General features: G+C 74.2%; 22 protein-coding genes and 1 pseudogene. 15 read left to right on the top strand and 8 right to left on the bottom strand.

Annotation, left to right across the window (positions count from 1 at the left end):
* Positions 1-4 precede the first annotated feature (4 nt).
* The gene (locus ACGFQC_RS26560) at positions 5-586 is read left to right on the top strand and encodes a GNAT family N-acetyltransferase (protein ID WP_363089197.1); all 582 of its coding nucleotides are present in this window, start codon (positions 5-7) and stop codon (positions 584-586) included.
* Between the two features lie 138 nt (positions 587-724).
* On the opposite strand, the gene ACGFQC_RS26555 is transcribed toward ACGFQC_RS26560, so the two are convergent.
* Both ACGFQC_RS26555 and ACGFQC_RS26550 read right to left on the bottom strand, forming a co-directional pair.
* The gene (locus ACGFQC_RS26555; protein WP_363089196.1) at positions 725-1570 is read right to left on the bottom strand and encodes a siderophore-interacting protein; all 846 of its coding nucleotides are present in this window, start codon (positions 1568-1570) and stop codon (positions 725-727) included.
* A gap of 97 nt (positions 1571-1667) precedes the next feature.
* The gene (locus ACGFQC_RS26550) at positions 1668-2597 is read right to left on the bottom strand and encodes a 5'-3' exonuclease (protein ID WP_363089316.1); all 930 of its coding nucleotides are present in this window, start codon (positions 2595-2597) and stop codon (positions 1668-1670) included.
* Between the two features lie 221 nt (positions 2598-2818).
* Here ACGFQC_RS26550 and ACGFQC_RS26545 point away from each other — a divergent pair, with 221 nt between their 5' ends.
* The 4 genes from ACGFQC_RS26545 to ACGFQC_RS26530 all read left to right on the top strand — a co-directional run bounded on the left by ACGFQC_RS26545 (position 2819) and on the right by ACGFQC_RS26530 (position 7427).
* Entirely contained in the window at positions 2819-3901 is a 1083-nt protein-coding gene (locus tag ACGFQC_RS26545) for a glycine betaine/L-proline ABC transporter ATP-binding protein (RefSeq protein ID WP_363089195.1), read from the top strand.
* The gene (locus ACGFQC_RS26540) at positions 3894-5705 is read left to right on the top strand and encodes an ABC transporter permease/substrate binding protein (protein WP_363089194.1); all 1812 of its coding nucleotides are present in this window, start codon (positions 3894-3896) and stop codon (positions 5703-5705) included. The genes ACGFQC_RS26545 and ACGFQC_RS26540 overlap by 8 nt, the downstream gene beginning before the upstream one ends.
* A 436-nt stretch (positions 5706-6141) precedes the next feature.
* Positions 6142-6708 carry an XRE family transcriptional regulator gene (locus tag ACGFQC_RS26535; protein WP_363089193.1) on the top strand — a complete coding sequence of 189 codons (567 nt, stop codon included), beginning with the start codon at positions 6142-6144 and terminating at the stop codon, positions 6706-6708.
* A complete protein-coding gene (locus tag ACGFQC_RS26530; protein ID WP_363089192.1) occupies positions 6708-7427 on the top strand; it encodes a helical backbone metal receptor in 720 nt (239 codons plus the stop codon). The genes ACGFQC_RS26535 and ACGFQC_RS26530 overlap by 1 nt, the downstream gene beginning before the upstream one ends.
* Here the strand turns inward: ACGFQC_RS26530 and ACGFQC_RS26525 are convergent.
* Positions 7339-8514: a TDT family transporter gene (locus ACGFQC_RS26525; RefSeq protein WP_363089191.1), complete on the bottom strand. Its 1176-nt coding sequence runs from the start codon at positions 8512-8514 to the stop codon at positions 7339-7341. The genes ACGFQC_RS26530 and ACGFQC_RS26525 overlap by 89 nt on opposite strands.
* Positions 8515-8585: 71 nt before the next feature.
* Between ACGFQC_RS26525 and ACGFQC_RS26520 the strand changes: the two genes are divergently transcribed.
* Positions 8586-9524: a LysR family transcriptional regulator gene (locus ACGFQC_RS26520; RefSeq protein WP_363089190.1), complete on the top strand. Its 939-nt coding sequence runs from the start codon at positions 8586-8588 to the stop codon at positions 9522-9524.
* A gap of 43 nt (positions 9525-9567) precedes the next feature.
* Here ACGFQC_RS26520 and ACGFQC_RS26515 read toward each other — a convergent pair whose 3' ends face one another.
* On the bottom strand, positions 9568-10266 hold the full coding sequence (locus ACGFQC_RS26515; protein ID WP_363089189.1) for a gamma-glutamyl-gamma-aminobutyrate hydrolase family protein: 699 nt from the start codon (positions 10264-10266) through the stop codon (positions 9568-9570).
* 90 nt (positions 10267-10356) lie between these two features.
* Positions 10357-11091, bottom strand: coding sequence for an FCD domain-containing protein (locus ACGFQC_RS26510; RefSeq protein WP_363089315.1), 735 nt, complete (start codon positions 11089-11091; stop codon positions 10357-10359).
* Between the two features lie 184 nt (positions 11092-11275).
* Between ACGFQC_RS26510 and ACGFQC_RS26505 the strand changes: the two genes are divergently transcribed.
* The 4 genes and pseudogenes from ACGFQC_RS26505 to ACGFQC_RS26490 form a co-directional block, all read left to right on the top strand.
* Complete coding sequence (locus tag ACGFQC_RS26505; RefSeq protein WP_363089188.1) at positions 11276-12634, top strand: glutamine synthetase family protein; 1359 nt, start codon at positions 11276-11278, stop codon at positions 12632-12634.
* Positions 12635-12810: 176 nt separating this feature from the next.
* Positions 12811-14166: an aldehyde dehydrogenase family protein gene (locus ACGFQC_RS26500; protein WP_363089314.1), complete on the top strand. Its 1356-nt coding sequence runs from the start codon at positions 12811-12813 to the stop codon at positions 14164-14166.
* Positions 14163-14945, top strand: coding sequence for a 3-oxoacyl-ACP reductase (locus tag ACGFQC_RS26495; RefSeq protein ID WP_363089187.1), 783 nt, complete (start codon positions 14163-14165; stop codon positions 14943-14945). The genes ACGFQC_RS26500 and ACGFQC_RS26495 overlap by 4 nt, the downstream gene beginning before the upstream one ends.
* A gap of 210 nt (positions 14946-15155) precedes the next feature.
* Positions 15156-15464 (top strand): annotated as a pseudogene (locus ACGFQC_RS26490) (hypothetical protein); the annotation flags it as partial.
* A gap of 28 nt (positions 15465-15492) precedes the next feature.
* On the opposite strand, the gene ACGFQC_RS26485 reads toward ACGFQC_RS26490, so the two are convergent.
* Complete coding sequence (locus tag ACGFQC_RS26485) at positions 15493-16695, bottom strand: amino acid deaminase/aldolase (RefSeq protein ID WP_363089186.1); 1203 nt, start codon at positions 16693-16695, stop codon at positions 15493-15495.
* Between the two features lie 1356 nt (positions 16696-18051).
* Here ACGFQC_RS26485 and ACGFQC_RS26480 point away from each other — a divergent pair.
* Together ACGFQC_RS26480 and mycP are read left to right on the top strand one after the other, a co-directional pair.
* Positions 18052-19287 (top strand): hypothetical protein, encoded by a 1236-nt coding sequence (locus ACGFQC_RS26480; RefSeq protein WP_363089185.1) that lies wholly within the window; start codon positions 18052-18054, stop codon positions 19285-19287.
* The gene (mycP, locus tag ACGFQC_RS26475; protein ID WP_363089184.1) at positions 19284-20489 is read left to right on the top strand and encodes a type VII secretion-associated serine protease mycosin; all 1206 of its coding nucleotides are present in this window, start codon (positions 19284-19286) and stop codon (positions 20487-20489) included. Before ACGFQC_RS26480 ends, mycP begins: the two co-directional genes overlap by 4 nt.
* A 108-nt stretch (positions 20490-20597) precedes the next feature.
* Here mycP and ACGFQC_RS26470 read toward each other — a convergent pair whose 3' ends face one another.
* Positions 20598-21575 carry a serine hydrolase gene (locus ACGFQC_RS26470; protein ID WP_363089183.1) on the bottom strand — a complete coding sequence of 326 codons (978 nt, stop codon included), beginning with the start codon at positions 21573-21575 and terminating at the stop codon, positions 20598-20600.
* Between the two features lie 150 nt (positions 21576-21725).
* Between ACGFQC_RS26470 and ACGFQC_RS26465 the strand changes: the two genes are divergently transcribed.
* A complete protein-coding gene (locus ACGFQC_RS26465; protein WP_363089182.1) occupies positions 21726-22457 on the top strand; it encodes an SseB family protein in 732 nt (243 codons plus the stop codon).
* Positions 22458-22463: 6 nt separating this feature from the next.
* Here the strand turns inward: ACGFQC_RS26465 and ACGFQC_RS26460 are convergent, their stop codons facing one another.
* Positions 22464-22841 (bottom strand): DUF1844 domain-containing protein, encoded by a 378-nt coding sequence (locus ACGFQC_RS26460; RefSeq protein WP_363089181.1) that lies wholly within the window; start codon positions 22839-22841, stop codon positions 22464-22466.
* Positions 22842-23239: 398 nt separating this feature from the next.
* Here ACGFQC_RS26460 and infC point away from each other — a divergent pair, with 398 nt between their 5' ends.
* Positions 23240-23941: a translation initiation factor IF-3 gene (gene infC, locus ACGFQC_RS26455; protein WP_363089180.1), complete on the top strand. Its 702-nt coding sequence runs from the start codon at positions 23240-23242 to the stop codon at positions 23939-23941.
* Between the two features lie 107 nt (positions 23942-24048).
* Positions 24049-24243 (top strand): 50S ribosomal protein L35, encoded by a 195-nt coding sequence (gene rpmI / locus ACGFQC_RS26450; protein ID WP_007829094.1) that lies wholly within the window; start codon positions 24049-24051, stop codon positions 24241-24243.
* Positions 24244-24249: the final 6 nt, after the last annotated feature.

Raw genomic sequence — 24249 nt, 5'->3', positions numbered from 1 at the left:
CCGCATGCCCTTCCTGACCCGTCCCGTCCTTCCCGCCGGCACCCTCGCCAAGTCCCCTCAACCGGTCGTCCCCACCGGCGACGGTCTCCTCCTGCGGCCCTGGCGGGCGACGGACGCGCCCGCCGTCCACGCCGCCTTCCAGGATCCGCTGCTGCACCGGTGGCACGTCCGGGCCGCCGACTCCGTCGCCGAGGTCACCGGCTGGATCGAGGAGTGGCTGACCGAGTGGACCGAGGGGAGGACCGCCCAGTGGGCCGTCGTCGACGCGGACACCGACGCACTGCGCGGACGCGTGGCGCTGCGCGGCATCGAACTGGGCGACGGCACGGCCGAGGTGGCCTACTGGACCACGGCGGCCGCCCGAGGCCGGCGTGTCGCCGTACGCGCCACGACCGCCCTGTCCCGGTGGGCCCTCGACGAGATCGGCTTCCACCGCCTGGAACTGCTGCACGCCACGGCCAACGAGGCGTCCTGCCGGGTGGCCGCCAGAGCCGGCTTCCTCCTGGAGGGCACCAAACGCAGCGCGGCCCTCCATCAGGACGGCTGGCACGACATGCACCTGCACGCCCGGGTGCGGGGCGACTGACCGGGGGCCGGGCAGGCCCACGGAGGCCGTCTCGGGGGCGGCACCCGCACGGCCGGTTCGTCGCGGCGGTGCGCGCGAGCGTGCGGCGGTACGGCATCGGGGGGCGGACCGTTTCGGTGCGGGCCGCCCGCCGCGGGGTCAGGCGGCCGGCGTGGTGTTCTCCTGCTCGGCCTCCACGCGCGCGTTCCACTCCCGCTTGCCGGCCTGCCAGCCGTCCTCGTCGTGGCCGAGCCGCCAGTAGCCGGACACCGACAGGTCCTCGCGGGGAACCTGCAGCTCGACCCGCAGCAGCTTGCGCAGCTCCTTCACGAAGGTGGCCTCGCCGTGCACGAAGGCGTGCAGCCGGCCCTCGGGGAACTCCAGCGCGCGGACGGCCGCCACGAGCCGCTCGCCGACCGGACGATCGCCGCGGTGCAGCCAGACGACCTCCACGTCGGAGTCGATCTTCTGCTCCTCCTCGGGCCCGGAGACCTCGATGAAGGCGTGCGCCACGGCACCGGCGGGCAGCGACTCCAGGGCCGCCGCGATGGCGGGCAGCGCGCTCTCGTCACCGGCCAGCAGATGCCAGTCCGCGGCCGGGTCGGGGGCGTAGGCGCCACCGGGACCCATGAATCGGACGGTCTCGCCCGGCCGGACGCGGGCCGCCCACGGTCCGGCGAGGCCCTCGTCGCCGTGCAGGACGAAGTCCAGGGTCAGCTCGCGGTGCTCGGTGTCCCAGTGGCGCACGGTGTACGTCCGCGTCACGGGCCACTGCTCGCGGGGGAACTCCGCGCGGATGCGCTCCAGGTCGAAGGGCTCCGGGTAGGCCACGCCCTCGGGCCCGAACAGCAGCTTCACGTAGTGGTCGGTGCAGGTGCCGGCGGTGAACTCGGCCAGCCCCTCCCCGCCGAGGACGACGCGCTGCATGTGGGGGGTGAGCCGTTCGGTGCGGACGACCTGCGCGGAATGGGGCTTCCGCGGCTTCCGTGCCGGACGTTCTGCCATGACGGCCTCCCAAGCCTTCGTTGGTTAGGTTTGCCTAAGTTAGCACTCCGCGCCGTTGTGGTGCGCCGACGCGAGCCGCCGCCCGCGTGATCGATGCCTACGCGCCGAGCGTGGCCAGCAGCCGCTGCAGCGACCCGCCGAGCCCCCAGCGCTCCGCCAGTCCCTCCAGCACCGCCGGTTCCCGCGGAGCGCGCGGGAGCTTTGTCGACACCGCGGGCAGCGGCACGTCGTCGGCGACCCTGACCACCTTCGGCGCGACGGCGAGGTAGGGCCGGGCCTCGTCGAGCCGCTTGCGCTGCGTGGGCGTGAGCCTGGCCTCCGGGTCGTCGACGGCCGCCAGGATCCCGGCCAGGTCGCCGAACTCGGCCAGCAGCTTGGCCGCCGTCTTCTCGCCGACGCCCGGCACGCCGGGCAGGCCGTCGCTCGGGTCGCCGCGCAGCAGCGCCAGATCCGCGTACCCGCGCCCGTCGACGCCATACTTCTCGCGCAGCCACGCCTCGTCCGTGGTCTGGAGCGTGCCGACGCCCTTCAGCGGGTACAGCACCCGCACCCCGCGCGCGTCGTCCACCAGCTGGTACAGGTCGCGGTCGCCGGTGACGATGTCGACCGGGCCCTTCGCGCGTGCGGTGAAGGTGCCGATCACGTCGTCCGCCTCGTAGCCGGCGACGCCGACGCGGGCGAGGCCCAGCGCGTCCAGGACCGCCTCGATCACCGGCACCTGCGGTGAGAGCGTGTCCGGCACCTCCTCCTCGTCCGGGCCCGCCTCGTGCTCCTCGGCGACCCGGTGCGCCTTGTAGGAGGGGATGAGGTCGACCCGCCACCGCGGCCGCCAGTCGGCGTCCATGCAGGCGACCAGTTCGTCGGGCCGGTGGTCCTTGACCAGGCGGTCGACGAAGTCCAGCAGCCCGCGCACGGCGTTCACCGGCGTGCCGTCCGGGGCCCTCACGGAGTCGGGAACGCCGAAGTAGGCGCGGAAGTACAGCGAGGCGGTGTCGAGGAGCATCAGTCGTCCGGTCACGCCACGCATCATGCCGCACCGGCCCGGCGGGCGGCCGCCGCGATTCACTCCCGTGGCAGGTGTGAAGGGTCTGTGAACTGGCCCACTGGCGTGTTTGCCCGTGCCCGGCCCGGGCAGGCGCCGCGTCGGAGCGGTGCCGGTTGCACGTTCAACTGTTGTGGACGCCCGGCGGGGCCGCACCCCGGCCCCGCCACCGCTCCCGTCCTTGCCCCCGATCCGAGAAGGTACGTGTGTCCTCCAGGCTGGAAGCCGATCATCTGTACAAGGTGTTCGGCAGACGACAGGACGAGGCGGTCGAGCGGCTGCGCCGCGGTGCCGACCGGGACGAGCTGCGGACCGACGGCACCACCGCCGCCGTGATCGACGCCTCCTTCACCGTGGACCCCGGCCAGATCTTCGTCGTCATGGGCCTGTCCGGCTCCGGGAAGTCCACCCTGCTGCGCATGCTCAACGGACTGCTGGAGCCCACCGCGGGACGCGTCCTCTTCGACGGCCAGGACCTGACCGCGCTCGGCGACCGCGAACTGCGCGAGGTCCGCGCCCGGAAGATCAGCATGGTCTTCCAGCACTTCGCGCTCTTCCCGCACCGCAGCGTCCTCGACAACGCCGGCTACGGCCTCGCCGTGCAGGGCGTCCCGCGCGCCGAACGCGAGGAGCGCGCCGGCGAGGCCCTGCGGCTGTGCGGCCTGGCCGGCTGGGAGAAGTCCTGGCCGGACGAGCTGTCCGGCGGCATGCAGCAGCGGGTGGGCCTCGCCCGCGCCCTCGCCACCGACGCCGACCTGCTCCTGATGGACGAGTCCTTCAGCGCGCTGGACCCGCTGATCCGCCGCGACATGCAGGACCAGCTGCTCACGCTCCAGCAGACCCTGAAGAAGACGATCGTCTTCATCACCCACGACCTCAACGAGGCCATGCGCCTGGGCGACCGCATCGCCGTCATGCGCGACGGCCGCATCGTGCAGAACGGCACCGCCGAGGACATCCTCGTCCGCCCGGCCGACGACTACGTCGCCTCCTTCATCAAGGACGTCGACCGCTCCCGCGTGCTGACCGCGTCCGCCGTCATGGACACCGACGTCCGCGGTGACGAGGCCGACTGCGGCTGCGCCACCGCGAACCCCGACACCCCCTTCACCGAGCTGTGCGCGCTCAGCGCCCGCCTGACGCACCCGGTCGCCGTCCTGGACGCGCGACGCGAACTCGTCGGAGTGGTCCCGCGCCGGCGCCTCGTCGGCTTCCTCGGCGACGAGCACGGGGAGCCCGCCGCCTGCGCCGACCCGCGCGACGAGGGGAAGGTGACCGCCCGTGCCTAGGCTGCACCTCGGTGACTGGGTCGACTCCGGCGTCGACTGGCTCGTCACCCACATGTCCTGGCTGTTCGACGCCGTCAAGGCGGTCGTCGAAGGCATGTACGACGGCATCGACGCCGTCCTCACCGCCCCCGAGCCCCTGCTGCTCGCCGGCATCCTCGCCGTGCTCGCCTGGTGGCTGCGCGGCCTGGTCGCGGGCGTCCTCGGCTTCGCCGGGTTCGCGCTCATCGACTCCCTCGACCTGTGGGAGGAGGCGATGTCCACCCTGTCGCTGGTGCTCGTCGCCACGCTGATCGCCCTGGTGATCTCGGTCCCGCTGGGCATCTGGGCGGCCCGCTCCAAGGCCGTGAGCGCCGCCCTGCGGCCGGTCCTGGACCTGCTGCAGACCATGCCGTCGATGGTCCTGCTGATCCCCGCGATCCTCTTCTTCGGCATGGGCGTGCCCGCCGGTGTGGTCGCCACCCTGATCTTCGCGCTCGCCCCCGGCGTGCGCATGACCGAACTCGGCATCCGCCAGGTCGACGCCGAACTCGTCGAGGCCGCGGAGGCCTTCGGCACGACGCCCCGCGACACCCTCTGGCGGGTCCAGCTGCCGCTCGCCCTGCCGACGATCATGGCGGGCGTCAACCAGGTCATCATGCTCGGCCTGTCGATGGTCGTCATCGCCGGCATGGTCGGCACCGGCGGCCTCGGCGGCTCCGTCAACGAGGCCATCGGACGGCTCGACATCGGTCTCGGCTTCGAGGCCGGCCTCGGCATCGTCGTGCTCGCCATCTACCTGGACCGCATGACCGGCGCCCTCGGCACCCGCATCTCCCCGCTCGGCCGCCGCGCCGCCGCCAAGGCCCGCCCCACCGTGTGGAGCCACCGCCCCCGCCCGGCCGTGGCCGTGGTCGGCGTGGTAGTCCTCGCGCTCGTCGCCGGCGGCATGGGCGTCTTCGGCTCGAACTCCGGCACCGCCGAGGCCTCCGCCACGGACATCGGCAAGGGCGAGGAGATCACCATCGGCTACATCCCCTGGGACGAGGGCATCGCCTCCACCTACCTGTGGAAGGAGCTGCTGGAGGAGCGCGGCTTCGAGGTGAAGACCACCCAGTACTCCGCCGCCCCGCTCTACACCGGCCTCGCCACCGGCCGGATCGACTTCCAGACCGACTCCTGGCTGCCCACCACGCACGCCGAGTACTGGAAGAAGTACGGCGACCGGCTCGACGACCTCGGCAAGTGGTACGGCCCCACGTCCCTGGAACTGAGCGTCCCGGCGTACATGAAGGACGTGAACACCCTCGCCGACCTCAAGGCCAGGTCGGCCGAGTTCGGCGGCAGGATCACCGGCATCGAGCCCAGCGCCGGAATGATGGGCCTGCTCAAGGACAAGGTCGTCAAGGAGTACGGCCTCGACGGCTACCGGGTCGTCGACGGTTCGACCCCGGCCATGCTCGCCGAGCTGAAGCGGGCGTACGCGAAGAAGGACCCGATCGTCGTCACGCTCTGGTCGCCGCACTGGGCCTACAGCGAGTACGACCTGAAGAAGCTGAAGGACCCCCGGGGCGCCTGGGGCGAGGGCGACGGCGTGCACACCCTGTCCCGCAAGGGCTTCGCCGCCGACCACCCCGAGGTCGGCGCCTGGCTGAAGGACTTCTCCATGACCGAGGAGCAGCTCACCGGTCTGGAGGCGCGCATCCAGAAGTCCGGCAAGGGCAAGGAGCAGGACGCCGTCCGCGCCTGGCTGAAGGACAACCCCGGCCTGCTCGACCGGTGGGCACCGGTCGACGGCGCGGGGGAGAAGATCGGGGCGGCCGGATGACCTGACAGCATCCGTGCCGTCCCGCGCGGGGCGGGCACCGGCGTACCTCCGCGGGACGTACGCCGGCGCCCGCCCCGCGCCGCCGTTCGCACGGCACGGATCCGGCCGACCACGCAGCGCCACGTCCGGGTCCGGCCCGGCGTCGGCCGTCCGCCGCCGTCGGGTCCGGCCCGCACACGGAGCTGCGGAAACGGCACGGGAACACCAGGAGGACGCCGCGCATTGAACCGGAGGACAGGAGGAAGCGCCCCTGTCCGCGGACGATCGGCCGGCGCGAACCGTGAGTTCCCGTGTGACACCGGATGTCGTCGATGTGACGGGCTCGTGAAACGGTTTGCCGAACATGCGTAGGGTGCAAGAGAACTCATCAGACGACGTGCGCCCGCCACGGGGCACTCGGCAGTCGCACCGACGAGCGTAGAAGGGAGCCGGAGCGATGGGCGACCACAAAGAACAGCCCCTGCGGGTGGGCGCGGCCGTCCGGCGGCGGCGCCGGTCCCTGGACCTCACGCTCGCCGTCGTGGCCGAGCGCAGCGGGCTGTCGGTCCCGTTCCTGAGCCAGATCGAGAACGACCGGGCGCGGCCCAGCACCGGCTCCCTGGAGAAGGTCGCCGACGCCCTGCGCACCACCGCCGTCGAACTCCTCGCCGCCGCCGACCCGGCGTGCAGCGTCGACGTCGTGCGCGCCGAGACCGCCGAGCCCGGCCCCGGTCCGCGCTCCCGCTCGCTGGTCCGCGGCCATCACCAGATGCACGCCTCGGAGTTCACCGGCGACCACGAGGCCGGCCGCGAGTTCCAGTACCGCAACGACCAGTTGATGTACGTCGCCGACGGCGCGGTGGAGATCGAGGCCGAGGGCCGGGCCTACCGTCTCGGCCGCGGCGACACCCTGTACCTCACCGGCGGGGTCCGGCACCGCTGGCGCGCGACCGTGCCGGACACCCGGGTCGTGGTCGTCGCCGTGGCGGAGCACATCGAGGCGGTCCGGGACCGCAAGCGGTAGTGCGGGCCGTCTCCCTGGTGCCCTCGCTCACGGAGGCGGTGGCCGTCACCCTGCCCGGCGTCCTGGCCGGTGCCACCGACTGGTGCACCCACCCGGCGGGCCTCGACGTCGTCCGGGTGGGCGGCACCAAGAACCCCGCGACCGACCGGATCGCCGCGCTCGCGCCCGATCTCGTGATCGCCAACGAGGAGGAGAACCGGGAGCCGGACCTCGCCGCCCTCCGGGACGCCGGGATCGAGGTCCTGGTCACCGAGGTCCGCGACGTGCCCCAGGCTCTCCGGGAGCTGGCCCGCGTGCTGGCGGCCTGCGGGGCCCGCACGCGCCCCCGCTGGCTGGACGAGGCCGAGGAGGCCTGGAGCGCCCCGCGACCGCCCGACCGGCGCCGCACGGCCGTCGTACCGGTCTGGCGGCGGCCGTGGATGGTCCTGGGCCGCGACACCTTCGCCGGGGACGTCCTCGCCCGCCTCGGGGTGGACCACCTGTACACGGCCCACCCGGACCGCTATCCGAAGGTCACGGCACAGGAACTGCGGGCGGCCGCCCCGGACCTGGTCGTCCTCCCCGACGAGCCCTACCGCTTCACCGCCGGCGACGGCCCGGAGGCGTTCCCCGGGCTGCCGTGCGCCCTCGTCAGCGGACGGCACCTGACGTGGTACGGCCCGTCGCTCGCCGAGGCCCCCCACGTGCTGACCCGGGCGCTGCGAGCAGCCCACCGCTGACCAGCCCCCGCACGGTGTGCGCGGCGACGACGACCCAGGCGGTCACGAGCACGACGTACAGCCCGCCGGCCAGCGCCCCGTACGCGACGAGTCCGGTGTGCCGGGCCAGCGCCTCGGCGCCGGTCACACAGGTGCCGACCGGGAAGGTGAACGCCCACCACGTCATCGCGAAGCGCATTCCGTGCCTACGGGCCCGCACCACATGGGCGCCGGCCAGGCACAGCCACAGCAGCGCGAACCCCATGACGGGCACCCCGTACAGGACGGCGAGAACCGCGAGAGCCCGGCCGTCCGCGGCCGGGACCACCGCGGGCGCGACCTCCGCGAACGCCCCGACGGCCGTCGTCGACTGCCCGAGCGGCCCCAGGACCAGGAACAGGGTCGGCGTGAGGGCGAGGGGCAGCGGTCCGCGCGTGACCAGCCGGGCGAAGACCAGCGGCAGCATCACCAGGGTGGCGAGCAGGCTCAGCCCGAACAGCGCGAAGCACGCGAACAGCAGCGTCTCGCGGGCCTGCCCGGCCGGCAGGTACGGCACCAGCCGAGGCCCCGTCGCCGCCGGCACCATCGGCGCGACCAGCGGCAGCAGCCACACCGGCGTGGCCTGCCCCGGCCCGACCCGATGGCGTACGGCCATCAGGTACGGCACGGCGACGGCCGCCGCGAGCCCCACCGCCGTACCGGCGCCGGACAGCACGGCGTCGAGGGCCACGGCCGCGCCGGTGCCGATCCAGTCCCGGCCGACGGAGAGCGCCCCGCCGCCGACCGCGACCAGCGCCATCGCCAGGCAGCCGTAGAACGGGACCGTCGCCGGGTCCAGGACGTGGGCGCGGGCCTGGTCGCGGTGGTGACGCCAGTGCAGGGCCCGGGCGGCGAGCAGGGCCAGCAGCAGGACCAGGGAGAGCGCCCAGACGGCCGCGCAGGCCGGGCGCAGTCCCGGAAGGCGGGCGGGCAGCGCGGCGCCCGCCGTCGCCACCACGGCGGTGCCCATGACCGTGGCGTACCAGTTGGGGCCGAGATGGCGGACGGCGGCGGCACGCGGGCGCACGACGGGGACGGGGGCGGGGGCGGGCTGGACTGCGGTGACCATGACCCCCACCGTCCCGCCCCGACGCCCCCGCGACCAGGGACGATGACCCTATGGGGGCATAAGCTGACCTTATGAGCGGCGACGAGACGACGCACGGACCCCCGGGGGAGCGGCCCGGCGGCTCGATCGCGCACCGGGTCCCCGACCTCGGCGCCCTGGAGCTGCTGCTGGCCGTGGCCCGGCTCGGCAGTCTCGGGGCCGCCGCCCGCGAGCTGGGCATCACCCAGCCGGCCGCGAGCAGCCGCGTCCGCACGATGGAACGCCAGCTCGGGGTGGCCCTGGTGGACCGTTCACCACGCGGTTCCCGGCTCACCGACGCCGGGGCGCTGGTCACCGACTGGGCGCGGCGGATCGTCGAGGCCGCGGCGGCCTTCGACGCGGGTGCGCAGGCGCTGCGCGACCGGCGCGATTCGCGGCTGCGGGTCGCGGCGAGCATGACCATCGCCGAGTACCTGCTGCCCGGCTGGCTCCTCGCGCTGCGCGCGCAGCGGCCGGACACGGCGGTGTCGCTGCTCGCGGGCAACTCGACGGCGGTGGCGGAACGGCTGCTGTCCGGCGACGCCGACCTCGGTTTCGTCGAAGGGCTCAGCGTGCCCGCGGGCCTGGACTCGACGGTCATCGCCCACGACCGGCTGATCGTCGTCGCCGCGCCGGCGCATCCGTGGGCGCGGCGCCGGCGGGCGGTGTCCGCGCCGGAACTGGCCTCGACGCCGCTGATCCTTCGGGAGGAGGGTTCCGGGACGCGGCAGGTCCTCGACGCGGCCCTCGGCGGGCTGGCCCGCCCCCTGATCGAACTGTCCTCGACGACGGCGGTGAAGGCGGCCGCGGTCAGCGGCGCCGGGCTGGCGGTCCTGAGCGAGCTGGCGGTGGGGGAGGAGCTGGGCCTGCGGCGCCTGGTGTCCGTCCCGGTGGACGGAGTCCGCCTGGCCCGGGACCTCCGGGCGGTCTGGCCCACGGGCCACCGCCCCACGGGCCCGGCCCGGGACCTGCTGTCGCTGACGCGGGGGTAGGCGGCGGGCCGGCCCGCGGCCCCGCCCGCCGCCTACCCCCGCGTCACCCCGTCGCCGTCACCAGCCCTCGCATCACCCGCAGGTCCTGCCCCATCTCCGGATGCCACTGCACTCCCAGCACCCACTGCCCGCCCGCGGACGGGAGTTCGACGGCCTCCACCGTCCCGTCCCCCGCGTACGCGGACGCCACCAGTCCCGCCCCCAGCCGCTCCACCGCCTGGTGGTGGAACGTGGGCACCGACGTCTCCTCGGGCACCAGAGCGGCGTACCGGGTGCCCGGCACGGGCTTGACCGCATGCCGCCCGAACACACCGGGCGCCTCCGCGTGCCCGGGCAGGTGCTGCACGAGCGACCCCCCGAGCGCCACGTTCAGCAACTGCATCCCCCGGCAGATTCCCAGCAGCGGCACCCCGGCCCCCAGCGCCGCCTCGATCAACGCCAGCTCCCAGGCGTCCCGCTCCCGCGCCGGCGGCCCCGTCCGGGGATCGCGCTCGGCGCCGTAGCGCCCGGGCTCGACATCGGGCCCGCCCGCGATCACCAGCCCGTCCAGCCGGGCCACGGCGGAGGCCGCGTGCCCGGGCGCGTCCGGCGGCAGCATCGCCGCCAGCGCGCCCGCCCGCTGCACGAGCCGCGGATACCCGGCCGGCAGCAGCACCGCCTCCAGCTCCCACGCCCCCCACCGCGTGCCGGCCTCCAGATAGGTGCTGACGCCGATCAGCGGTCTGTCCGTCCCGTCCGCCACGCCCCGCCCTCCGTCCCGCGGCCGACCACCGGCCACTTCCTGCGTACGGGCCGAATGGACCGGACACGAACCATTGAACACGTCCGCGGGTCAGGCGAGGAAGCCCCGCAGCAGCGCGGCCGTCCCGGCGCAGTGCTCGCGCATGATCTCCCGTGCCCCGTCCGCGTCGCCGTCCAGCACCGCCCCCACCAGTGCCGTGTGCTGGCGCTGCGAGTGCTCCAGGTTGCGCACCAGCAGCGGAATGCAGTCCAGCAGGTCGTTGAGCGTCGCCCGGACCGCCGCGTACTGCGCCGCCAGCGACGGAGAGCCGCACAGCTCGGCGAGGGTGAGGTGCAGCATCGTGTCGCGGCGGCGGTAGTCGGCGAGGGGGGCGTCCTCGGTGCCCGCCAGTGCCGCGCGCAACCGCCCGGCCCGCTCCGCCGTCAGGCCGTGCGCCGCGCACAGGCCCGCCGCGCCGACCTCCAGCACCTCCCGGAACCGGAGCACGTCCTCCATGTCGGCCGCGGTGATCCGCCGCCGCAGCTCGTCCTCCCCGACCGCGTCCGTACGCGGCAGCACGAACGTTCCGCCGTACCTGCCCCGGCGGGACTCCACGAGCCCCTGGTCCTGGAGCACCCTCAGCACCTCGCGCAGCGTCACCCGGCTGATCCCGAGCCGTTCCGCCAGGTCCCGTTCGGCCGGCAGCCGCTCGCCGCCGGGCACCAGGCCCAGCCGCACCACCTGGAGGATCTGCTGCAGGGCCTCCTCGAAACCGTTGCCGGCCCGCACCGGCCGGAGCACCGGCGTCAGCCGGTCCGCCGGTCCTTCCTCGGCGTCCACCGGCATCCGGTCGCGCCCCCTTCCCAAGTAAAGGTTCCCCGCAATACCTTATGGCTCCCGGTCGTCCGACACAGCCCCCCAGCAGCCGTGGCAGCCGTGGCAGCCCCCGGCGGCCGTAGCAGCGCCCCGCAGCCGTAGCAGCGTCCCAGCAGCAGTCGTAGCAGCCGAGGAAGCCTGAGGAGGCCCTCCCGTGGCAGACCGCAAACCCCCGCTCGGCGTCGAGGAACTGCACGCCCTCGTCGCCGGCGGCGAGATCGACACCGTCGTCCTCGCCTTCCCCGACATGCAGGGGCGCCTCCAGGGCAAGCGCTTCGCCGCCCGCTTCTTCCTCGACGAGGTCCTCGAGCACGGCACCGAGGGCTGCAACTACCTCCTCGCCGTCGACACCGAGATGAACACGGTCGGCGGTTACGAGATGTCCTCCTGGGAGCGGGGCTACGGCGACTTCGCCATGCGCCCCGACCCGAGCACCCTGCGCCGCCTGCCCTGGCACCCCGGTACGGCGATGCTCCTCGCCGACCTCGCCTGGGAGGACGGTTCGCCCGTGGTCGCCGCCCCCCGGCAGATCCTGCGCCGCCAGCTGGAACGCCTCGCCGACCTGGGCTACACCGCCCAGGCCGGCACCGAGCTGGAGTTCATCGTCTTCAAGGACACCTACGAGCAGGCCTGGGACGCCCGTTACCGGGGACTCACCCCGGCCAACCAGTACAACGTCGACTACTCGATCCTCGGCACCGGCCGCGTCGAGCCCCTGCTGCGCCGCCTGCGCAACGACATGGCCGGTGCCGGTCTCACCGTCGAGTCCGCCAAGGGCGAGTGCAACCCCGGCCAGCACGAGATCGTCTTCCGCTACGACGAGGCCCTGGTCACCTGCGACCAGCACGCCGTCTACAAGACCGGCGCCAAGGAGATCGCCTCCCAGGAGGGAGTCTCCCTCACCTTCATGGCCAAGTACGACGAGCGCGAGGGCAACTCCTGCCACATCCACCTCTCCCTCACGGACGCCGACGGCACCAACGCGATGGCCGGGCCGGACGGGATGTCCGACACCATGCGGTACTTCCTCGCCGGACAGCTCGCCGCGCTGCGCGACTTCTCCCTCCTCTACGCCCCGCACATCAACTCCTACAAGCGGTTCCAGCCGGGTTCCTTCGCCCCGACCGCCGTCGCCTGGGGACACGACAACCGCACCTGCGCCCTGCGCGTCGTCGGCCACGGCCGCTCCCTCCGCTTCGAGAACCGGCTGCCCGGCGGCGACGTCAACCCGCACCTCGCGGTCGCCGCACTGGTGGCCGCCGGCCTGCACGGCATCGAACGGAAGCTGGAACTGCCCGAGCCCTGCGCGGGCAACGCCTACACCGCCGGCTACGCGCACGTCCCCACCACCCTGCGCGAGGCCGCCGACCTCTGGGAGAACAGCGCCATCGCCCGGGCCGCCTTCGGCGACGAGGTCGTCGCGCACTACCGCAACATGGCCCGCGTCGAGGTGGAGGCCTTCGACGCGGCGGTCACCGACTGGGAGCTGCGCCGCTCCTTCGAACGCCTGTGAGGCCCCTCTTGCCCGACCAGCCCACCTCCGACCAGCCCACCTCCGACCGGTCCACCTCCGACCGGTCCACCTCCGACCGGTCCACCTCCGACCGGTCCACCTCTGTTCAGCCCACCTCTGTTCAGCCCATCTCCGGGCAGTTCTCGTCCGGCGACCTCTCCGCGGACCGGCTCCGGGTGATCGATCCGGCCACCGAGGAGGTCGTCGCCACCGTCCCCGCCGCCACCGAGGCCGACGTCCACGCGGCCGTCGTGCGCGGCACCCGGGCCCAGTCCCGCTGGGCCGCCCTCGCGCCCGGCGACCGCGCCCGCCTGCTGCGCCGGTTCGCCGTGCGGGTCGACGAACACCTGGAGGAACTCGCTCAGTCGGAGGTCCGCGAGGCCGGGCACACCATCGGCAACGCCCGCTGGGAGGCGGGCAACGTCCGTGATCTGCTCGACTACGCGGCCGGCGGAGTGGAGCGGCTCACGGGACGTCAGATCCCGGTCGCGGGGGGCCTCGACGTCACGATCCTCGAACCGCTGGGCGTCGTCGGCGTCATCGCGCCGTGGAACTTCCCGATGCCGATCGCGGCCTGGGGCACCGCCCCGGCGCTCGCCGCGGGCAACGCGGTGATCCTCAAGCCCGCCGAGACGACTCCGCTGACCGCCCTGCGGCTGGCCGAACTCGCCCTGGAGGCGGGCCTGCCGGAGGGCCTCTTCCAGGTGCTGCCCGGCCGCGGCCCCGTCGCGGGCAACGCGCTGGTCGAGCATCCGGGCGTGGCGAAGATCGTCTTCACCGGGTCGACGGCCGTCGGCAAACGGGTGTGGGCGAAGGGCGCCGGCCTGCTCAAGCGCGTCACCCTGGAACTCGGCGGCAAGAGCCCCAACATCGTCTTCGCCGACGCCGACATCGAGGCCGCCGCCGCGGCGGCTCCCATGGCCTTCCTCGACAACGCCGGACAGGACTGCTGCGCCCGCACCCGCATCCTCGTCCAGCGTTCCGTCCACGACCGCTTCCTGGACCTCCTCGCCCCCGCGATCGAGTCGGTCGTGGTCGGCGACCCGGCCGACGAGACCACCGACATGGGCCCGCTGATCTCCGACGCCCAGCTGAACCGCGTCCGTTCGTACGTGCCGGACGACCTGCCCGGCATCCGCGGCAAGGCCCCCGACGGCCCCGGTTTCTGGTTCCCGCCCACCGTCCTGACCGGCCTCGACCCCCGCGCGCGCGTCGCCGTCGAGGAGGTCTTCGGTCCGGTCGCCGTCGTCCTGCCCTTCGAGGACGAGGCGGAGGCGGTCGAACTCGCCAACGCCACCGACTACGGCCTCTCCGGCTCCGTCTGGACCCGCGACGTCGGCCGTGCCCTGCGCGTCTCGCGGGCCGTGCGCGCCGGGAACCTGTCGGTCAACTCCCACTCCAGCGTCCGCTACTGGACCCCGTTCGGCGGCTTCAAACAGTCCGGCATCGGCCGCGAACTCGGCCCGGACGCCCTGACCGCCTTCACCGAGACCAAGAACGTCTTCATCAGCACGGAGGGCCCCGCACAGTGACCAAAGAGATCATCTGCCGCCGGCTCGTCGGCCGCACCGCCGTCGTCACCGGGGCCGGCAGCGGGATCGGCCTCGCCACCGCGCGCCGCCTCGCCTCCGAGGGGGCCCACGTCGTCTGCGGCGACGTCGACGAGACCCGCGGCGAGGCGGCCGCCGAGGAGGTCGGCGGCCTGTTCGTCAAGGTCGACGTCACCGACCCCGACCAGGTGGAGGCGCTGTTCAAGGCTGCGTACGACACCTACGGCAGCGTCGACATCGCCTTCAACAACGCCGGCATCTCACCCCCCGACGACGACTCCATCCTCGACACCGGGCTGGAGGCCTGGAAACGCGTCCAGGAGGTCAACCTCACCTCCGTCTACCTGTGCTGCAAGGCCGCCATCCCCTACATGCGGCGCCAGGGCAGGGGCTCCATCATCAACACGGCGTCCTTCGTGGCGAGGATGGGCGCCGCCACCTCCCAGATCTCGTACACGGCCTCCAAGGGCGGCGTCCTCGCCATGTCCCGGGAACTGGGCGTGCAGTTCGCGCGGGAGGGCATCCGCGTGAACGCCCTCTGCCCCGGACCGGTCAACACCCCACTGCTCCGGGAACTGTTCGCCGAGGACCCCGAGCGGGCGGCCCGCCGGCTCGTCCACATCCCGGCCGGGCGCTTCGCCGAGGCCGACGAGATCGCCGCCGCCGTCGCCTTCCTGGCCAGCGACGACTCCTCCTTCGTCAACGCCGCCGACTTCCTCGTCGACGGCGGCATCTCCGGGGCGTACGTCACCCCGCTGTAGGCCGCCCTGCCGTGCCGGGATGAGCACGACGCCCCCGCCCGGCCGGTACGGCGACCCGACGGCTCCCCGCCGGGAACGCCGGCGGGACGGCACCACCTGGACCGACCGCCGGCGCACCCCGGAGCCACCGCCGCACCGGCGGGGGCTCCGGACCGCCGGCAGCACCGGCCCCGCCGGGCGCACCGGTCCCGGACGGTTTCGGACCGCCGGTCGCACCGGTCGGCGGCCGCCGGGCAGGTCGCGGTCGCGGGCCGCGCCGGGTACTACGTCCGCCGGCGGGTGACGACCGCCGAGGGACCCGGCGACCACGTCCGGTCCCTGGTCCTCCCGTCCACCGTGGGCACCGAGGCCCCCGTCCTCGTCCGGTACGTCTTCGACGCGGGCGGCGACGGACCGCCGCTCGCCGACATGGACCGCGTCACCAAGGGCATCCGCCCGGTCGTCGACGCGGACACGGGCGGCGGGGTGGGCAGCGGCATCAGCGGCGGCAGTAGCAGCGGCATCGGACCGACGCGGTGAACCGCGCGATCCGCGCGATCCGCGCGATCTAGAGGAACGTCCGGCCCTCGCCCCGGTACGTCGGCACGGTCGCCGTCACCCGGTCGCCCTCGATCAGATGCAGGGTGTCGAACCGCTCGCACAGCTCACCGGCCTTGGCGTGCCGGAACCACACCTTGTCGCCGATCAGCAGATCGTCGGCGGGGGAGCCGAGCAGCGGGGTCTGCACCTCGCCGGGCCCCTCCTGCGGGTCGTAGCGCAGCCCCTCCGGCAGGTACGGCACCGGCAGCCGGTCGCCGCCGGCGGCACCGGAGGCGGGGTAACCGCCACCGAGGACGGTGACGACGCCGACGCCCGGCCGCCGTACGACGGGGTGGGCGAACAGGGCGGCCGGACGGCCGCTGAACGACGTGTAGTTGTCGAACAGACGCGGCACGTACAGTCCCGAACCCGCCGCGATCTCGGTGACCGCGTCCTCCGCGGCCGTGTGCTGCACACTGCCCGTGCCGCCGCCGTTGACGAACTCCAGGTCCGGCACCACGGCCCGCACCGCACGCACCACCGCGGCGCGCCGCTCGGCGAGTTCACGGCGGGCGGTGGCCTGCATGAGCCGGATCGCCCGTGACCGCAAGGGCCGCCCGGCCACCGAGTCGCCCACGCCCGCGATGTGTCCCTCGTACGCCATGATCCCCGCCAGCCGGAACCCCGGCCGACGGGCCACCGCCCGCGCCAGGTCGGCGATCTGGGCCGGGGAATGCAGCGGCGAGCGCAGCGCGCCGACCCGCACCCGGCCGCCCAGCAGCTTCAACGAGGTGTCCAACTCCAGGCAGACGCGCACCACTTCGCCTCCCTCGCCGCGCGCGGAGTCGATGAGGTCGAGCTGGGCGACGTCGTCGACCATCACGGTGACGGCGTCGGCCAGCTTGGGGTCGCCGGCGAGTTCCGCGAAGCCGGAGCGGTCGGCGGAGGGGTAGGCGAGCAGGACGTCGTCGAAGCCCGACCGTGCCAACCACAGGGATTCGGCCAGGGTGAAGGACATGATGCCCGCGAAACCGTCCTTCGCCAGGACGCGTTCCAGCAGGGCCCGGCAGCGGACGGACTTGCTGGCGACCCGGACCGGCTTCCCGCCCGCCCGGCGCACCAGGTCGTCCGCGTTGGCGTCGAATGCCTCCAGGTCGACGATGGCGACAGGAGCGTCGAGGTGGGCGGTGGCCCGGTCGTACCGGGCCCGGTCGGCGGCGCGCGCAGTCATGGACGCAGCCTGCCAGACCGGATTAACCCAGGGTAGGGGGACGTTCCGGGCAGATGCCCCCGGGGTGCGGACTGGTTCCCGTTCGCGCAGGAACAAGCCGTAGAGTGACGCGCACGCACGGAGGAGGGCTCCGGCCGGTCACCCGTGCCGGGATGCCGGTCCGCCCGTGCGGGTATGGGTGCCCAGGACGGACCGGCGGGTCCGCACCGGGGCCGCCGGACCGAGCAGACCGGTCCGCGCAGGGCGACGACGGCGCGGGCACGAGGAAACGGGGGGTGCATGAGCACGGAAGCACGCCGCGCCTCGATTCCCCCGCGCCCGGCGACGCCCCCGCCCCCCGTGACTCCACCCCGCCCGCCTCACCCACCGGCGTCCACGGACCCGGACCAGGCCCCGGACTCCCGGACGCCCGAACCGCCGCCCGCGGGGTTCCCGTCGTTCCGTACGGCCCCGGAGCCGCCGTCCGCGGCCTCGCCCGACCCCTCCGCGGCCTCGCCCGACCCCTCCGCTTCCTCGCACCGGGCCCCGGAGCCACCGTTCGCCGCGCCGGCTTTCCCGCACCTGCCGCCCCGGCCCCCGCACCCGGACCACATGCCCCCGCCCCCCGCGTCGGCCCGCTTCCCGGACGACCCGCCCCCGAGCGGCGGGAACGGCAGGAGTGAGGAAGGTCCGTTCCGGACCGGGGCGCGGGGGCCGGAGGAAGGCACCCGGTCCGCGGTCACCGACGGCGGCCGTCCCGCGGCCCCGCAGGCCCCGCGCCCGGCGGGGCCGACGGGACCGGCGACGCGGCAGATCACGCGCCCGGCCCGCCCGGACGGTTCCCGTCCGGCTGGTTCGGAGGGCGTTGCCCGCGAGGGATCGTCGGATGCGCGGCGGCGGGAGCCGGGGATCACGCGCCCGGCCCGCCCGGAGGGTTCCCTCCCGGCAACCGGTTCGGCCGGTGCCGGCGGCGCGGCACCGGCCGGTGCCGCCGGTGCGGGACCGGCCGGTGCCGGTCCGGCACGTCCCGGCGTCCCGCGCCCCGCCCGCCTGGACGGCGCCCGTTCCACGCACCCGGCCCCCTCCCGCGCCACCGGCCCGGAGGCCTCCCGCCCAACAGTCCCGGGTGCCCGCCGTCCCGTACGGCTGGACACCATCCGTCCGACGGACCCGGACGCCGCGCCTGCGAACGGCGCCCGCCCGACCGCCTCGGAGGCCACCGGCCAGGACCGTCCCGCCGCCCCCCGGGCCACCCCCCGGCCCGGCGCGCAGGACGGCGCGACCGGCACCGCTGCTCCGGACCGGACCCCCGCCTCGGCCCCCACCCCCGGCGCGGAAGCCGCCCCACCCGCCTTCTCCCGCCAGGAGACCCGCGGCGTGCCGGCCGCTCCCGCCGGTCCGGCCGTTCCCACGCATCCGGGCATCCCCTTCCGCCGGGAGGCCCACGACGCGCAAGGCACCCCCGCCCAGCCGGTCACCCCCGGCACCCCCGCCCCGCCGGGAGCCCCCGCCGCCCCCCGTGAGCGCGCCCCCGACCGCCCCGGCCCTCCTGCCCCCGGCACCGCCTGGAGCCCCCTCCCGCGTTCCTGGGCGCCCGCCCCCGGGCAGCACCGGGACGGGCTGTCGACCGCCGTTCCCGGGCGGCACCCCGAAGCGGACGCGCCGCCCGCCTGGAGTCCCGCGACGCCTTTGCGCCACCCCGACGCCCCGTCCCCGGCCGCCGGGACCGGGGCCGGACCCGATCCGGCGTTGTCGTGGAGCGCTCCGACGGTGCCGGGCGGAGCGCCGGGCGCCGCACGGCCCGTCGTGACGTTCGCGGCCCCGGAGGGGTACGGCGACGCCCCGCGCGCGGGACGTCGCGGGCTGCGCGGGCGCACCGTCGCGGCGGCCGCCTGCGTGGTCCTCGGGCTGGGCCTCATCGGCGGTGCCGTAACCGGCAGTTGGCTCGTCGGCGACCCCGCGGACGCGGGGGAGCGGAGCGTCTACGCCACCGCGGGCGGCCTGTGGCACAACGTGCCCGTCGACCGGCTGTTTCCCCCGACCGTGGACGGACAGGGCGCCGGCCCCGGCGGTGCCGACCGCACCTGGACGCGGATCGCCGTCGCCCCGGACAGCGGCTGCGCCGGTGCCCTCGACCCGCTGCTCGGGAAGGCCCTCGCCCCGGTCGGTTGCACCCGCCTGCTGCGCGCGACCTACACCGACGCCACCCGCAGCTTCGTCACCACCGTGGGCCTGCTGTTCACCAAGGCCGACGCGGTCGGCATGCGCGCCCTCGACGCCCGGTTCGACAAGGAGGGCCTGGCCGGCCGCACCGACCTGATGCCCCGCCCGTACGCCGCGAAGGGCACGCCCGCCGCCGCCTTCGGCGACGCGCAGCGCGCCTCGTGGACGGTGTCCGTCCTCACCGACGCCCCCGTCGTCGTCTACGCCGTGTCCGGCTGGGCGGACGGCCGTACGGTCGCCGCCGCCCAGCCCGCCGTCGAGGCCACCGCCTCCGACGCCACCACCGCCGTGGCCCAGGCGGGCCTGGGCCACGAGGCGAAGGGCCTCGCCGACCGCGTCGAGCGCGGCCTGCGCAAGACCGCCGTGTCTCCCCCGGAGTCGCCGTCATGAGCGGGCGCGGTCTCCGCCGGGCCGGTGTGCTGAGCTGTCTGCTGGCCGCCGCGGTCGCCCTGGTGCCGCCCACCACCGCGTACGCGGACGGCATCCGGGCCAAGCAGTGGGCGCTGGAGGCCCTGCACACCGAAGAGGTCTGGCGGACCACCAAGGGCAGGGGCGTCACCGTCGCCGTCCTGGACACCGGAGTCGAGGCCGACCACCCCGACCTCGACGGCAACGTCCTGACCGGCAGGGACATGGTCGGCTTCGGGGCCGGGCCCGGCGACCGCGCCTGGGCCCGCCACGGCACCGCGATGGCCGGCATCATCGCCGGTCACGGCCATGGTCCCGGTAACGGCGACGGCGTCATGGGCATCGCCCCGGAGGCGAAGATCCTGCCCGTCCGGGTGATCCTGGAGGACGGCGACCCGTCCCGCACCAAAGCCCGCAACACCCGCGGCAACGCCCTCGCCGAAGGCATCCGCTGGGCCGCCGACCAGGGCGCCGACGTCATCAACCTCTCCCTCGGAGACGACTCCGCCTCCGCCCACCCCGAACCCGCCGAGGACGAGGCCGTCCAGTACGCGCTGGGGAAGGGCTCGGTCGTCGTCGCCTCGGCCGGCAACGGCGGCGAGAAGGGCGACCACATCTCCTACCCGGCGGCCTACCCGGGCGTCATCGCCGTGACCGCCGTCGACCGCTACGGCACCCGCGCCTCCTTCTCCACCCGCCGCTGGTACGCCACGGTCAGCGCCCCCGGCGTCGACGTCGTCATCGCCGATCCCGACCACAAGTACTACGAGGGCTGGGGAACCTCCGCCGCGGCGGCCTTCGTCTCCGGCGCGGCCGCCCTCGTCAGGGCCGCCCACCCGGACCTGACCCCGGCGCAGGTCAAGAAGCTGCTGGAGGACACCGCCCGCAACTCTCCCACCGGCGGCCGCGACGACTCCCGCGGCTTCGGCTTCATCGACCCCGCCGCCGCGGTCAAGACCGCCGCCGGCCTCGAACCCGAGGGCCTGCGGGCGGCGGCGTACGGCGACGAGTACTTCGGCCCCGGCCCGGACGAGAAGAAGGCCGAGGACGACACCTCGGCCTGGGCCGGTCCGCTCGCGGGCGGCACCGGGGCGGTGCTGCTGGTGGCCGCCGCGATCCTGTGGCGGGGCCGCCGCATCCACGACCGCGAGGACGACGGACAGCAGCAGTACCACGTCCTGTAGACGCCGTTCCCCGCCGGGCCGTCGCCCGGGTTCTCCGCCTGACCACCGCCCGGGGCCCCCGCCCGACCGCAGCCCAGGTTCCCCGCCGGGCCGCCGCCCGGGGTCCGCTCAGGCGTCCGTGAACGCCGACAGCGCGGCCTTCGCCGCCGCTTCCACCAGCGCGATCCCCTCGGCCTGGGTCCCGTTGCCGTCCGACAGCACGGCCACCAGGTAGTCGTGCCCGCCGGACGTCACCCGCCCGATGCTGTTGACGTCCCACCGTCCCGTCGCCGTACGCGGCAGCCAGCCGTTCTTCAGCGCCCACGCGGACCCGTCGGCGGCGGCCGAGACCCCCCAGCGCTGGCCCGCGGCGATCCGCCCCATCAGTCCCTGGAGGTACGCCCGCGAGGCCCCGCTCAGCTTCGATGAGGTGCCGAAGACCTGCCGCAGCAGGGCCAGCTGGTCGGCGGCCGTCGTCCGGGTCAGCCCCCACAGCGCGCCGTCGCCGCCCCGGGTGCCGGTGAGCCCGAACCGCAGGTTCGCCGCGTCGAGCCCCGCCGCGCCGCCGATGGAGTTCCACAGCGCGGTCGCGGAGGCGTTGTCGCTGTTCTCGATCATCGCGGTCGCGTACGCCTTCTCCCGCGCCGTGAGCTGCCGGCCGGCGTCCTGAGCCTGGAGCAGCAGCGCCGCCAGGATGTCCACCTTGACGATGCTCGCCGTGTCGAAGTCACCGGTGCCGTGGACCGCGCTCCTCCCCGACTCCACGTCGAACACGGCCACCGAGACCGCGGCGGCGTCCGGCACGGTCACCGAGGCCATCGCCTTCGCCAGCAGGGCGTCGCGGTCCACCACGGACCCGGACCCGGACCCGGACTGGATCACGGGCTCCACCGACACCTCCCCGCTCGCCGAAACCGACACCGACGCCGAGGGCGACGGTGCCGCCGACGATACGACGTCAGGACCCGGGTGCGCCTGGGCCTTCACGTACACCGCCCCGGCCGCCGAGGCACCGAGCACGGCCACGGAGGCGAGCGCGCAGGAGAAGAGGGGACGGCGCCCGGACGGACGAGCGCGGCTGCCTCGGCGTGCTCTGGAGGACTCCATGCCCGTGATGCTGGGGGCGCCGACTGTGCGCCGCGTTAGACGCGGGTAAGAGGTGTGTCAGGGCTGTCTGAGAAACCCGTGAAAGCGGTCACCGCCGTGTTTCCGGCCCCGCACAAGCCCAGCAGTTTCCCCCCGATAGGGTCGGTGACCGTGGCGAACAAGAACATTCCCGACCCCGGCTTCTCCGACGACGACGGCTCCGCCGATCCCGTGCTGAGCGCGGCGCTCGCCGCCTGGGCCGAGGACCGCACCGCCGTGCGCCCCGTGCTGGAGGCGCTCAAGGGCACCCGGCTGCTCGTCCCCGTCGTCGCCGTCCTCGGGGAGGTGGAGGAGGACGAGAACGGGCTGCGCCGCGAGAAGACCAGCGACATGGCCGTACCGACGCTGAAGGCGGGCGACCGCACGGCGCTGCCGGCCTTCACCTCCACCGCGTCCCTCGCCCGCTGGGACCCGCAGGCCCGCCCCGTGGCCGTACCCCTGCACCAGGCGCTCCGGGCGGCCGCGCACGAGAAGGCCGACACGGTCGTCCTCGACATGGCCGGGCCGGTCGCCTTCGAACTGACGGGGCCCGCGCTGCTGGCGCTCGCCGAGGGCCGCACCACGACGGATCCGCTGGCCGACCCGGCGGTCCTCGAGGCGGTACGGGCCGCGGTGGCCGCCGAACCGACCGTCCTGCGCGCCCACCTGGTGCCCGGCCCCTCCGACGGCACCCTAGCCCTCGTCCTGGCCCCGGACGCCGCTCCCGCCGAGGCCGCGCAGGCCGTGGCGGAGCGCATCGCCGCCGACGAGACACTGAGGGCCCGCCTGGTGCGCGGCCTCGACCTGGCACTCCTGCCGGCCGGAACCACCCCTCCGGGCGAGCCCCTCTACCTGCGCGACTGACGGGCCTCAGCCGTAGACCGGCCCGGTGTACTTCTCGCCCGGGCCCTGGCCCGGCTCGTCCGGGACGAGCGAGGCCTCGCGGAAGGCCAGCTGGAGCGACTTCAGGCCGTCGCGCAGCGGTGCCGCGTGGAAGGAGCTGATCTCGGTCGTGCTCGCGTCCAGCAGGCCGGCGAGGGCGGTGATCAGCTTGCGGGCCTCGTCCAGGTCCTTGTACTTGTCACCCTCTTCGGTCAGACCGAGCTTCACGGCGGACGCGCTCATCAGGTTGACGGCGACCGTCACGATCACCTCGACCGCCGGGACCTCGGCGATGTCACGGGTCATCTCGTCGAAACCGGCGGTGCCGGAGGGCTCGGGGCTGTCCGAGGGGGAGGTCTCACTCATGCCCCACACGATAGGGCCCGCACGACAGGGCCCGCCGCACGCCCCCTTGACAGCGGGAGGCGGGAGACACCCGATTCGCGCACGCGTGAACGAGCTGCTAATCTCGTGTAACGACCGGTCGGACACGCGTGCCCCCCAGCAGGCGGACCCGACCCACAAGTGGAGGCTCCGAACTCCCACCCGACCACCCTCCGGGGCGGCGGGTCACCCCGGTCAGGCGGCCACCATCGTTCCGTACGGACGATGGAGTCGCCCGGTAGTGCGCCCCGCGTTCCTCGCGGCGGTGCTCCGGTAGTGCTTTGGAGCCCCGCGTGTGATCGTCCGGGGCATTTTTTGTGCTTCGGCGTGGTTGTCAACCAAACGAACACAGACGTTACGCGGCCGTTCGCCAGACTGCCGTGTGGTGCTACCGAGGAGGATCCATCAGCGCCGAGCCCCGCATCAACGACCGGATTCGCGTTCCCGAGGTGCGACTTGTCGGTCCCAGTGGCGAGCAGGTGGGCATCGTCCCCCTGGCCAAGGCACTGGAGCTTGCGCAGGAGTACGACCTGGACCTGGTCGAGGTCGCGGCTACCGCCCGCCCGCCGGTCTGCAAGCTCATGGACTACGGGAAGTTCAAGTACGAGTCGGCCATGAAGGCCCGTGAGGCGCGCAAGAACCAGGCGCACACGGTCATCAAGGAGATGAAGCTCCGGCCGAAGATCGACCCGCACGACTATGACACCAAGAAGGGTCACGTCGTCCGGTTCCTCAAGCAGGGCGACAAGGTCAAGATCACGATCATGTTCCGTGGTCGCGAGCAGTCCCGGCCCGAGCTGGGCTACCGACTGCTGCAGCGCCTGGCGGAGGACGTCCAGGACCTCGGGTTCATCGAGTCGAACCCGAAGCAGGACGGCCGCAACATGATCATGGTTCTCGGTCCGCACAAGAAGAAGACCGAGGCGATGGCCGAGGCACGTCAGGCCCAGGAGGCCCGCAAGGCCGAAGCGAAGGCCAACCCGGGCCGCTCGCAGAACGCCGCGGACTCCGACGCCGTGAACGCCGAGGATTCCGGGGACTCCGTGCCGTCCGAGTCCGCCGAGGCTTCCGCCGAGGCGTGACCCCCGGGACGTCAGTCCCAGGACGTAACCGATACAAGCGACGCTCCACCCGTGCCCGGTTTCACGACCGGGCACCGGAGCGCCACCGACGAGGAGAGAACGGCGCTATGCCGAAGAACAAGTCGCACAGCGGTGCCAGCAAGCGCTTCAAGGTCACCGGCTCCGGCAAGGTGCTCCGTGAGCGCGCCGGCAAGCGCCACCTGCTCGAGCACAAGTCGTCGCGCCTGACGCGTCGCCTCACCGGCAACGCCGAGATGGCCCCGGGCGACGCCAAGAAGATCAAGAAGCTTCTCGGCAAGTGACGTACG

Source organism: Streptomyces sp. NPDC048734 (assembly GCF_043198675.1).
Classification (GTDB): Bacteria; Actinomycetota; Actinomycetes; order Streptomycetales; family Streptomycetaceae; genus Streptomyces.
This window is presented reverse-complemented; position numbering and strand designations above follow the sequence as displayed.

What these genes read in the sequence shown, in the direction of transcription:
- ACGFQC_RS26535 (WP_363089193.1), top strand. Translation starts at nt 6,142, where the DNA reads ATGGGCGACCACAAAGAACAGCCCCTGCGGGTGGGCGCGGCCGTCCGG.
- ACGFQC_RS26460 (WP_363089181.1), bottom strand. Translation starts at nt 22,841, where the DNA reads ATGAGTGAGACCTCCCCCTCGGACAGCCCCGAGCCCTCCGGCACCGCC.
- ACGFQC_RS26560 (WP_363089197.1), top strand. Translation starts at nt 5, where the DNA reads ATGCCCTTCCTGACCCGTCCCGTCCTTCCCGCCGGCACCCTCGCCAAG.
- ACGFQC_RS26510 (WP_363089315.1), bottom strand. Translation starts at nt 11,091, where the DNA reads ATGCCGGTGGACGCCGAGGAAGGACCGGCGGACCGGCTGACGCCGGTG.
- ACGFQC_RS26520 (WP_363089190.1), top strand. Translation starts at nt 8,586, where the DNA reads ATGAGCGGCGACGAGACGACGCACGGACCCCCGGGGGAGCGGCCCGGC.
- ACGFQC_RS26470 (WP_363089183.1), bottom strand. Translation starts at nt 21,575, where the DNA reads ATGGAGTCCTCCAGAGCACGCCGAGGCAGCCGCGCTCGTCCGTCCGGG.
- mycP (WP_363089184.1), top strand. Translation starts at nt 19,284, where the DNA reads ATGAGCGGGCGCGGTCTCCGCCGGGCCGGTGTGCTGAGCTGTCTGCTG.
- ACGFQC_RS26485 (WP_363089186.1), bottom strand. Translation starts at nt 16,695, where the DNA reads ATGACTGCGCGCGCCGCCGACCGGGCCCGGTACGACCGGGCCACCGCC.
- rpmI (WP_007829094.1), top strand. Translation starts at nt 24,049, where the DNA reads ATGCCGAAGAACAAGTCGCACAGCGGTGCCAGCAAGCGCTTCAAGGTC.
- ACGFQC_RS26525 (WP_363089191.1), bottom strand. Translation starts at nt 8,514, where the DNA reads ATGGTCACCGCAGTCCAGCCCGCCCCCGCCCCCGTCCCCGTCGTGCGC.
- ACGFQC_RS26550 (WP_363089316.1), bottom strand. Translation starts at nt 2,597, where the DNA reads ATGCGTGGCGTGACCGGACGACTGATGCTCCTCGACACCGCCTCGCTG.
- ACGFQC_RS26555 (WP_363089196.1), bottom strand. Translation starts at nt 1,570, where the DNA reads ATGGCAGAACGTCCGGCACGGAAGCCGCGGAAGCCCCATTCCGCGCAG.